This window comes from Pseudomonas sp. JY-Q (assembly GCF_001655295.1).
GTDB classification, from domain to species: domain Bacteria; phylum Pseudomonadota; class Gammaproteobacteria; order Pseudomonadales; family Pseudomonadaceae; genus Aquipseudomonas; species Aquipseudomonas alloputida.
Window position 1 is genome coordinate 2,277,320 of the sequence record NZ_CP011525.1, and the last position, 9,621, is coordinate 2,286,940.

Below are 9,621 nucleotides of genomic sequence, written 5' to 3' on the forward strand. Positions count from 1 at the left end.
GGCAATTGACGGAACCCAACCTATGGCAGCCCTGAGCAACGAGGTGAAGGCCTTCATCGTTCAGGCGTTGGCCTGCTTCGATACGCCATCGCAGGTGGCCGAGGCCGTCAACAAAGAATTCGGCATTGAGATCAGTCGCCAGACGGCGGAGAGCCACGACCCAACCAAGCGGCAGGGCAAGAACCTGGCCAAGCGCTGGGTAGTCCTGTTCGAGGACACCCGCAAGCGTTTCCGCGAGGAGACAGCCGATATCCCCATTGCCAACCGCGCCTATCGCCTCCGTGCGCTGGGCAGGATGGTCGAAAAGGTCGAAGGCATGCGCAACTACGGCCTGGCCCTCCAGATCCTGGAGCAGGCGGCCAAAGAGGTCGGCGACGTCTACGTGAACCGCCAGACCAAGAACGAGAATCCCCACGACAACGTGCCGCCAACCCGGGTGCAGGTCGACGTGGTGGACGCGAGGAAGCCGGATGCCGTCGCTGAACGTACCCCAGGCTAATTTCCTACGCATGGAGAACAAGTTTCGCGGCTTCGTGGCCGGGTTCGGCTCGGGCAAGACCTGGGTAGGCTGTGCCGCGCTGTGCAAGCACGTGTGGGAATGGCCACGGATCGACTCCGGCTACTTCGCCCCGACTTACCCGCAGATCCGTGACATCTTCTTCCCGACCATTGAGGAGGTCGCCTTCGACTGGGGCCTAAAGGTCAAGACGAAGGAGAGCGACAAGGAGGTCGAGTTCTACAGCGGCGGTCAGTACCGCAGCACGACCATCTGTCGCTCGATGGAGAAGCCGCAGACCATCGTGGGCTTCAAGATCGGGCACGCCTTGGTTGACGAGCTCGATGTTCTGCCCGCGCTGAAGGCTGAGCATGCCTGGCGCAAGATCATTGCCCGGATGCGTTACAACGTGCCCGGGCTGAAGAACGGCGTGGACGTGACCACCACCCCCGAGGGGTTCAAGTTCGTCTACCAGCAGTTCGTGAAGCAGCTGCGCGAGAAGCCTGCATTGCAGGGTATGTACGGCCTGGTGCAGGCCAGCACGTTCGATAACGAGCTGAACCTTCCCCCGGACTACATCCCATCGCTGATGGAGTCGTACCCGGCACAGCTGATCCTTGCGTACCTGAACGGCCAGTTCGTCAACCTCAACGCCGGCTCGATCTACCACGCCTACGACCGGAAGCTGAATTCCTGCTTCGACACCGTAGAGCCTGGAGAGCCCCTGTTCATCGGCATGGACTTCAACGTCGGCAAGATGGCGGCGATCGTCCATGTCAAACGGCCTGACGGAAAGCCCAGGGCTGTGGATGAGCTGATCGACGGATTTGATACCCCGGACATGATCCGGCGCATCAAAGAGCGCTACTGGCGGCACAACGGCAGGGACTACGAGAAGACCTGTGAGATCAGGATCTATCCCGACGCCTCGGGCGGGTCGCGCAAGTCGGTGAACGCCAGCGAGACTGATATTGCCATCCTGCGCCAGGCCGGGTTCAGCGTCATCGCGCCCGATGCAAACCCGCCGGTGAAAGACCGCATCAACGCCATGAACGCCATGTTCTGCAATGCGAATGGCGAGCGTCGATATCTGATCAACCCATTGCGCTGCCCGACCTATGCAGACGGCCTGGAGCAGCAGGTATGGGCTGCCAACGGTGAGCCAGACAAGAAATCTGGGGTGGACCACGCGAACGACGCGGGTGGCTACTTCATCCACCACGACTACCCGATCAGCAGGCCGGTTACCCACGTACCAATCACGTTCACTTTCTGAGGCCACCCATGCCGAACTTTATTCCCCGGGCAGAGTACTCGGAGGCCTTGCCCGGCTGGCAGCTGGTCAAGCGCTGCGTGGCGGGCGCCCGCGAGGTGCGCAAGCACGATATCTACCTGCCGATGCCGGACCCGGAGAACAAGTCTCCCGAGAACCAGGCGCGGTACAAGCAGTACAAGAAGCGGGCGATGTTCCTGAACATCACTGGGCGCACGCGCACCGGCCTGTTGGGCGCCGTGTTCCGCAAGACGGCCGAGCTTGAGCTCCCCGCCGGGGTTGAGTACCTCAAGGAAAACGCCAGCGGCGACGGAACGAGCCTGGAGCAGCTGTCGAAGGATGCCGTGGGCGAATGCCTGGACGCCGGTCGCGGCGGGTTCCTCGTGGACTTCCCTGCGGTTGAGGGCGTTTCCTCGATGGCGGACATGCAGGGCCGCAGCGCGCTGATTCACCACTACGGTGCCGAGTCGATCATCGACTGGGACGAGCAGGTGGTCGATGGCGTAAAGCGCCTCGTCTATGTCTGCCTGCTGGAGTGCGTGTCCGTGTTCAGTCCGGACAGCCTGGAGCGCACAACGAGCACCCAATACCGCGTGTTGCTGCTGGTGGATGGCCGCTATGTGCAGCGCGTCTACGCCGAAGACGGCAACGCCTACACAGAGGTAGCGCCGCTCGACAAGAATGGCCAGCCTTTCGATCACATCTTGTTCAGCTTCTACGGCTCCCAAAACAACGACTCCAGCATCGACAAGTCGCCTCTAGAAGACCTGGCCGACGTGAACATCCTGCACTACGGCAACAGCGCCACGGTGGAGGAGAGCGGCTTCATCAGCAGCCAGCCCACGCTGTTCATCACCACGGACATCAGCGCCGATGACTTCGCCAAGCTGAATCCGAATGGCATGCATATCGGCTCGACCCGAGGCTACAACCTCGGCAAGAGCGGTAACGCGACCCTCGTTCAGGCAACCGAGAGCCAGTTGGCTCGCACGCTGCTGAAGGACAAGGAAGAGCAGATGCTGATGATCGGCGCCCGCATCGTCCAGAAGGCCGGCGGCGCTGAGACTGCAGAGGCCGTGCGCATCCGCTACAGCTCGGACAACAGCGTGTTGGGCACCATCGCCGGCAACGTCTCTGAGGCCCTGAAACGGGCCATCCTCGACGCCGAGCGCTTCATGCTGGGCGAGCCTGATGAGGAAGGTACGGTCTTCTGGCTCAACCAATCGTTCTTCGACGAGACGATGACCGCCCAGGACATTCTCGCCCAGGTCCAGCTGTGGCAGCAGGGCCTGATCGCGAAGTCCGACTTGCGCACCAATCTGCGCCAGGGGGGCGTGATTGAGGCTGACCGCACTGACGAGAAGATTGACCTGGAGCGCGAGACCGAGGCTCCGGTAAGTGGCGGGGTCACGGTCGAGACGGAGGAGTAAATGAGCGCTGACGGATATCTGGAGGATGAGGCCACCCGGCACGCCATCTACGTCCAGCTCTACGCGGCGCACAACGCCGAAGAGATCGCGGTATTCATCGCTCAGGCCATCGTTGTTGCCAAGAGTAGGGTGGCTGAAGGCCTGAGCGCATACGGCACCAGGCGCTACGAGCAGCAGATCCGGGTTCTGCAGAAGGACTTGGCCGGGATCTACACCGGGATGAAAGGCCAAATGGAGCTTGAGCTTCAGTCCTTTGCCGGGGTGGAGGCCAAGTACAACATCGACCTGCTGGAGCAGGTGGTGAAGCCGAGGGTGCAGCTCAACACGCCTTCTCCGCAGATCGTCACTTCGGCGGCCAAGCTCGATCCGATGGCATTGGAGGCTCGCAAGGGCGTCCAGAAGATCAGCATCAGCGGCGCGCTGGACGAGTTCGGTACCAAGAAGGCTGCCGACATCCTCAGCGAGATCAAGATCGGCTCTGCGCTTGGCGAAACCACCCCGGCAATCGCCCGGCGCCTCAACAGCCTGCACCAGGTGCAGCGTGATCAGGCGTCGGCCCTTGTCAGGACGGCCACAAACCACATCGCCAGCACCGCCAGGGTCGAAACGCTGAAGGCGAACGACGACATTCTGCTGGGCATGCGCCGCATCGCCACGCTGGATTCACGGACATCGCTCTACTGCATGAGCATCGACCAGACGGTTATCCCGCTCGATGGGCCTAGGCCGCCATACCACTGGAACTGCCGAACCACCATCATTCCAGTGCTCAAGCCTGAGTACGAGAGGAAGATCCCCGGCTCTACGCGGCCTTCGGTTGGGTCGGATGGCACGAAGCCTGTGGCCAGTGATACCAGCTATCCAGAATGGCTTGCACGTCAATCGGCGAGCTTCCAGAAGGATGTTTTGGGGCCATCACGGTACGCCCTCTTCAAGAAAGGCGAACTGCCCATTGAGCGATTCACGGATGCCAACGGGAAGACGCTGAATCTTCAGCAGCTGCGCGAGCGTGAGCCGATGGCTTTCGAGCGAGCTGGCTTGGACTGATCCGCGCCACAAAATATGCAACCGCCATTTCGTGGCGCGCAATTCCAAGCCCTGGCTGAGCCGGGGCTTTTTTTGTATCCGCAGGCAGGGCCTGCTCAACGTCTCTGGGAGACAGCAATGACCTTGAAATTCCAACTGGACAGCCTCGAAGGCGTCGAAGAATCGGTAGCAGCCCTGTACGTCGAGAAGGACGGCAAATTCGTCCTCGGCATCGAGGGCCTGCCGCAGCAGGAGGACGTCACCGGGCTGAAAGCCAAGGTGGAAGAGCTCCTGGGCGAGAAAAAGGCCGCTGAGAAGGCCCGTCGCGAAGCCGAAGACAAGGCGCGCGCCGAGGCCGAGGAAGCTGCTCGCAAGTCGGGCAACGTCGAAGAGCTCGAAAAGTCCTGGTCCGAGAAGTACGCCCGCCGCGAAGCAGAGCTGACCGGCCAACTCGAAAGCACCAACAGCACCCTGCAAGGCCAGATCCGGGATCTGACCGTGGGCCGCACCGCTACCGAGATCGCGACCACCCTGGCTGTCCCAGGCAGCGCCAAGGCATTGCTTCCCCACATCGAACGCCGGCTGAGCGTTGAGCAGCGTGACGGTAAGCCCACCGTTGTCGTGCTGGACGCCGCCGGCAAGCTCTCCGCAGCAACCCTGGACGAGCTGAAAGCAGAATTCACCAACGATCCGGCCTTCGGTCCGTTGATTGTTGGCAGTAAAGCATCTGGCGGCGGGGCCGGCGGTGCAAAAGGTGGCGGCGGGGCCGCGCTGAAACGTTCCGAAATGTCCTCTACTCAGAAGCGCGAGTTTATCGAAGCGCACGGGCAGAGCGCCTACCTCAAATTGCCCAAATAGGGAGTAACACATGGCGACCACCGTCAACTCGGACATGATCGTTTACAACGATCTTGCCCAAACCGCCTACCTGGAGCGCATCCAGGACGTGATCGATGTCTTCAACGCCTCGTCGAATGGCGCCATCGTGCTGAACAACGAGCTGATCGAGGGCGACCTGCGCAAGCGTGCGTTCTACAAGATCGGCGGCTCCATCGGGCACCGCGACGTGAACTCCAGCGCTACCGTGACCGGCTCCAAGATCGGAGCCGGCGAGATGGTTGGTGTAAAGGTTCCGTTCAAGTACGGCCCATACGAAACCACCGAGGAAGCCTTCAAGCGTCGCGCGCGCTCGCCTGAAGAGTTCTCTGAGCTGGTTGGCCAGGACTACGCCGACGCTGTGCTGGAAGGCTACATCCAGTACGCGATGGCGGCCCTCAAGGCCTCGATCGGTGCAAACGCCAACATGGTTGCCACCGGCAGCTTCGCCACTGACGGCAAGAAGGTGCTGACCAAGGGCATGCGCAAGTTCGGCGACCGCTTCGGCCGCATCGCACTGTGGACCATGGACTCGGCCACCTACTTCGATATGGTCGACCAAGCGATCAGCGAGAAGATCTACGAAGAAGCGGGCGTGGTGATCTACGGCGGCCAGCCGGGCACCATGGGCAAGCCGGTACTGGTTACCGACACTCACCCAGCCGAAACCATCTTCGGACTGCAATCGGGCGCGATTCGCGTCACCGAATCCCAGGCCCCGGGCTTCCGTTCGTACAACATCGACAACCAGGAAAACTTGGCGATGGGTTTCCGTGCCGAGGGCACCTTCAACTTGGACCTGCTGGGTTACAGCTGGGCAGACGCCACCGGCGGCATCAACCCGAACCTGGCTGCCGTCGGCGCGGGCGCCAACTGGGCGAAGTACGCGACCAGCGACAAAGCCACTGCCGGCGTCTTGATCGATCTGGGCACTCCGTAATCCACCGTCGGGCGACTCGTAGTGGGTCGCCCTGGAGATCATCATGGAACTGATCTACACCGCGCAGGCCTCCGGGTTCGAGCCGGGCAAGCGCTATCGCAATCCTCAGCACTTCGACCGCCCTGAGCCGGGAGTGAAGACGGTCGTTATTGTGGGTTACTGGCCCAAGGTAGCGGCTGCTTATGAGGAAGCCGGCGTCGACGTGACCGTTGTCGAGGCTTCGGCGCAGAAGGGCTCTGGGGCAAGTGGCCGTGACGAGGCATTTCATGCAGAAATCAGCGGCATTCGCCAAGAGCTGGCCTCCATCGGCGTGATCGTCGAATCGTTCGCCGCCCAGAGCCTGGAGCGCCCGGCGGGTGATCTGGGTGATACCGCATCGCGCCTGTTCGAAGTTCTGGAAGCAGTGAATTCCGGCGTTTCCAGCCTAAAGCGTGAGCGCGACGGCGAAGTGGAGAAGGTCGTAGGCCTGGAGCAAGAGAAGGCAGACCTGCTGAAGCAGAATGCCGAACTGCTCAAGCAAATCGAATCCCTCAAGCCAGCAAACGCTGACCCCGAGGTCGAGGCCCTGAAAGCCAAGCTCGACGCCGCGAACGTCTCCTACCGCTCCAATGTCTCGAAAGAAGCTCTGCAGAAGCAGGTCGCTGACCTCGACAAGCAGTAATCCCGGGGTTGAGGCCCCAATCATTCAAGCGGAGGCCGGATGGCTACCTACATCACTGTGGCCGACGTAGACGCCATCCTTGGGCCTGACTGGGCAGCTCCAGAGCTGAAGGACGAGGCGGTCTTCGAGGCGAATGCCTACCTCACTGCGCTCAACCTGGTCGGCATCGACATGGACAACATCCCTGACGATGTGAAACAGGCAGGCGCGCGGCTGGCCAAGTGCGCTTCCCAAGGAAAGCTTTACCAGCAGCAGACCGAGGGCTCGCTTGAGGCGAAGACCGTCAAGGCTGGCTCGGTAACGACCAGCAAGACCTTCGGCTCGATCGACAAGACCACCACGGCCGCGCAGCCTGCCTGCGTGCAGCTGGCTCTGGCCCTGCTCACGCCTTGGCGCAGCAACCCGTTCGCCTTCGCTGTGAAGAGGGGATAGGGATGGGCCTTCGCGACGATATCCAGGCCGACCTGGCCGAAGCCTTCGATGATGATCTGGCTGATGCGGTGTCCACCTTCACCGGCACCTACATGGGGCCTGGCGTGTGGGATCCCGTGAGCGAGACCACCACCGCCCAGCCGGTCACCTACACCGGGCGCGGCGTCCTCGACAGCTACGACAGCCGGCGCATCGACAACATCAACATCAAAGTTGGTGACGTGCTCTTGATATGCCTAGTCAACGAAGTGAGCGATAAGCCCATGGTTGGCCACGAGATTACTGCGCCCGACCTGGTGACTGGCGAGCAAGCAGCATACCGCGTCGAATCTGTATCAGCCGATCCTGCGGCGGCCCATATTGAGATCCAGATGAGGAAGTCCTGATGGCCGGATGGAGCATCCCACCCACGGCATTCATTGATCAAATCGAGAGCGATCTGAGCAAGCAGGCCCGCATTATCGCAATGGCTTTGCTGGGCGAGATCGTGAAGCGATCACCGGTGGATACCGGGCGGTTTCGAGGCAATACCATGGTCAGTATTGGGGCTCCGGTGTTTGGCACGACAGACAAGGTCGACAAGGATGGAGCTGCGACCATAGCGGCAGGCCAGACGGTCCTTACAGGGCTCAAGCCGTACAGTTTGATTTTCTTGCAGAATAATTTGGCGTACGCCGAGAAACTTGAAAATGGCCACTCTAAGAAAGCCCCGAATGGTGTGTTTGGAATTTCCTTCACCGGTGTGGCAGCGGCGTACGGATCATGACCTACAGAGAAATCTACGACGCCATCATCCTTCGCATGAGGGCTTTTCCTGGCATTGATCAGGACAGGATTTACTATCCGAACGCTCAGCTTCAGGCGAAAGACAAGGACACTTCGGGCGCATTCAAACCTCCCGCTTCAGGCCTCTGGTGCCGATTGAACATAGCCTACGCAACGCCTTTCATGGCCGGAATGGCTGACCGCCCGCACACGCGCAAGCCGGGCATGATCATCATCCAGTGTTTTGCCCGGGAGCAGACCGGGCTCAAGGCCCTAAGCGATCTAGCTGATGCCCTAGAAGCGCATTTCTCGTACTGGAGCACTGGAGGGCTGGAGTGCATCGAAACCGGCGCTGTTGACGCTGATGAGTTTGAAGGCTTCCGCCAGTACAACGTGAACGTCCGGTTCCGCGCTGGCTGACCAGCAAGACCAAGAACCACCCGCCGCGAGCGGGTTTTTTTATGCCCGCAGAACGGAGATAAACCATGAGCAGCGGCGCGCGCGTCACCAGCTACTTGATTAGCGAGACTACTCCGGGCCTAACCCCGGATACAGGGGCATGGGATACCCTGCGCCTGACCAGCAATACACTTTCGCCGACCGTAAACACCCAGATCAGCGACGAGATCACCGAGTCCCGCATCAGCCAAGGCTCTGTCGCATCCAGCGCCGATATCCAGGGTGATCTGGTGGGCGAGCTGTCCTACGGATCGTTCGACAAGCTGCTAGAAGCGGCCTTCTACGGCACCTGGACCGGCGATGTCCTGACGGTGGGCGATACTCGCCGCACCTTTACCATCGCGAAAAACTTCAACGATGTCAGCGTGTACACCTTGTTCCGAGGTATGCACGTTTCGGTGTTCGCCCTTGATATCCCGTCCGACGGCAAGATCACGGCAACCTTCAGCCTGGCCGGCCTAGACTATGCGGACGGCGACACCAACACCGTCGCGACCGTCAACCCGCCGACCACCACGCCGTTCATGTCGAACCTGAACGTGGGCAGCATCACGGTGGATGGCGTCAGCCTGGAAGGCTCGGCCTGCGTATCGGCCTTGACCGTAAACTTGGACAACAGCCTGCAGGCGCAGCGCTGCATCGGTAGCGGCAAGCTTGGCCCCGGCGCCCAGATCGCCACTGAAGCAGCGATCACCGGCACCGTCACCCTAGCCTGGTCGAACCGCGCCTGGCAGATCTGGAAAAACACCTTCAGCCGCAAGACCATTGCGGTGGCGTTCCCGATCACTGACAGCCTGGGCAACCGCTACGACCTGTCGTTCCCGGCCCTTGAAGTGGATGGCGACCTGCCAAACGGCGGCAAGCGCGACTTGATCGAGGTCACGCTGAACTACACCGTTGCCAAGCAGGCCCCGACCATTACCCGAGTGCCATTCGTACCGGTCTCCAGCGTGTCGGTGGCCCCGACCACTGCCTCGATTGCCGTAGCGGCGACCCGCCAGCTCACCGCATCTGTGCTGCCATCTGGTGCAGCCCAGAACGTCACCTGGTCCAGCTCGGCGCCGTCGATCGCCACGGTCAACTCCTCCGGCCTGGTCACCGCCGTTGCCGTTGGGTCGGCAGTCATCACCGCTACCAGCGTTTCGGACCCGACCAAGACCGCTACTTCGGCCATCACGGTCACCGCATAACCCGCATCACCTTTCGGTCGCTCCGGCAATAACGCCGGCCGGGGCGGCCTCTTTTATGGCGTGGCGTGAGGAT

12 protein-coding genes are annotated in these 9,621 nt (G+C 61.2%); all 12 read left to right on the forward strand.

Annotated elements, in window-relative coordinates; genetic code table 11:
* Positions 1–22: 22 nt before the first annotated feature.
* The 12 genes from AA098_RS10355 (at position 23) to AA098_RS10410 (ending at position 9,548) form a co-directional block, all read left to right on the forward strand.
* Positions 23–499 carry a DUF2280 domain-containing protein gene (locus tag AA098_RS10355; protein ID WP_064614176.1) on the forward strand — a complete coding sequence of 159 codons (477 nt, stop codon included), beginning with the start codon at positions 23–25 and terminating at the stop codon, positions 497–499.
* On the forward strand, positions 471–1,772 hold the full coding sequence (locus AA098_RS10360; protein ID WP_064614177.1) for a terminase large subunit domain-containing protein: 1,302 nt from the start codon (positions 471–473) through the stop codon (positions 1,770–1,772). The genes AA098_RS10355 and AA098_RS10360 overlap by 29 nt, the downstream gene beginning before the upstream one ends.
* Positions 1,773–1,780: 8 nt before the next feature.
* The gene (locus AA098_RS10365) at positions 1,781–3,199 is read left to right on the forward strand and encodes a DUF4055 domain-containing protein (RefSeq protein ID WP_064614178.1); all 1,419 of its coding nucleotides are present in this window, start codon (positions 1,781–1,783) and stop codon (positions 3,197–3,199) included.
* Positions 3,200–4,246 carry a phage minor head protein gene (locus AA098_RS10370; protein ID WP_064614179.1) on the forward strand — a complete coding sequence of 349 codons (1,047 nt, stop codon included), beginning with the start codon at positions 3,200–3,202 and terminating at the stop codon, positions 4,244–4,246.
* Between the two features lie 117 nt (positions 4,247–4,363).
* The gene (locus tag AA098_RS10375) at positions 4,364–5,083 is read left to right on the forward strand and encodes a hypothetical protein (RefSeq protein ID WP_060489630.1); all 720 of its coding nucleotides are present in this window, start codon (positions 4,364–4,366) and stop codon (positions 5,081–5,083) included.
* Positions 5,084–5,093: 10 nt separating this feature from the next.
* A complete protein-coding gene (locus AA098_RS10380) occupies positions 5,094–6,041 on the forward strand; it encodes a major capsid protein (RefSeq protein ID WP_064614180.1) in 948 nt (315 codons plus the stop codon).
* Positions 6,042–6,084: 43 nt separating this feature from the next.
* Entirely contained in the window at positions 6,085–6,702 is a 618-nt protein-coding gene (locus AA098_RS10385) for an FAD-dependent oxidoreductase (protein WP_064614181.1), read from the forward strand.
* Between the two features lie 39 nt (positions 6,703–6,741).
* A complete protein-coding gene (locus tag AA098_RS10390; protein WP_064614182.1) occupies positions 6,742–7,134 on the forward strand; it encodes a hypothetical protein in 393 nt (130 codons plus the stop codon).
* Positions 7,135–7,136: 2 nt separating this feature from the next.
* A complete protein-coding gene (locus tag AA098_RS10395) occupies positions 7,137–7,520 on the forward strand; it encodes a hypothetical protein (RefSeq protein ID WP_064614183.1) in 384 nt (127 codons plus the stop codon).
* A complete protein-coding gene (locus AA098_RS10400) occupies positions 7,520–7,900 on the forward strand; it encodes a hypothetical protein (protein ID WP_060489621.1) in 381 nt (126 codons plus the stop codon). Before AA098_RS10395 ends, AA098_RS10400 begins: the two co-directional genes overlap by 1 nt.
* The gene (locus AA098_RS10405) at positions 7,897–8,319 is read left to right on the forward strand and encodes a hypothetical protein (protein ID WP_019751367.1); all 423 of its coding nucleotides are present in this window, start codon (positions 7,897–7,899) and stop codon (positions 8,317–8,319) included. Before AA098_RS10400 ends, AA098_RS10405 begins: the two co-directional genes overlap by 4 nt.
* Before the next feature lie 65 nt (positions 8,320–8,384).
* Complete coding sequence (locus AA098_RS10410; RefSeq protein WP_064614184.1) at positions 8,385–9,548, forward strand: phage tail tube protein; 1,164 nt, start codon at positions 8,385–8,387, stop codon at positions 9,546–9,548.
* The last annotated feature ends 73 nt before the right edge of the window (positions 9,549–9,621 follow it).

Excerpts from the sequence above, each read along its gene's own strand:
- AA098_RS10375 (WP_060489630.1), top strand. The coding sequence starts at position 4,364 with ATGACCTTGAAATTCCAACTGGACAGCCTCGAAGGCGTCGAAGAATCG.
- AA098_RS10410 (WP_064614184.1), top strand. The coding sequence starts at position 8,385 with ATGAGCAGCGGCGCGCGCGTCACCAGCTACTTGATTAGCGAGACTACT.
- AA098_RS10385 (WP_064614181.1), top strand. The coding sequence starts at position 6,085 with ATGGAACTGATCTACACCGCGCAGGCCTCCGGGTTCGAGCCGGGCAAG.
- AA098_RS10360 (WP_064614177.1), top strand. The coding sequence starts at position 471 with ATGCCGTCGCTGAACGTACCCCAGGCTAATTTCCTACGCATGGAGAAC.
- AA098_RS10395 (WP_064614183.1), top strand. The coding sequence starts at position 7,137 with ATGGGCCTTCGCGACGATATCCAGGCCGACCTGGCCGAAGCCTTCGAT.
- AA098_RS10355 (WP_064614176.1), top strand. The coding sequence starts at position 23 with ATGGCAGCCCTGAGCAACGAGGTGAAGGCCTTCATCGTTCAGGCGTTG.
- AA098_RS10380 (WP_064614180.1), top strand. The coding sequence starts at position 5,094 with ATGGCGACCACCGTCAACTCGGACATGATCGTTTACAACGATCTTGCC.
- AA098_RS10365 (WP_064614178.1), top strand. The coding sequence starts at position 1,781 with ATGCCGAACTTTATTCCCCGGGCAGAGTACTCGGAGGCCTTGCCCGGC.
- AA098_RS10405 (WP_019751367.1), top strand. The coding sequence starts at position 7,897 with ATGACCTACAGAGAAATCTACGACGCCATCATCCTTCGCATGAGGGCT.
- AA098_RS10370 (WP_064614179.1), top strand. The coding sequence starts at position 3,200 with ATGAGCGCTGACGGATATCTGGAGGATGAGGCCACCCGGCACGCCATC.
- AA098_RS10390 (WP_064614182.1), top strand. The coding sequence starts at position 6,742 with ATGGCTACCTACATCACTGTGGCCGACGTAGACGCCATCCTTGGGCCT.
- AA098_RS10400 (WP_060489621.1), top strand. The coding sequence starts at position 7,520 with ATGGCCGGATGGAGCATCCCACCCACGGCATTCATTGATCAAATCGAG.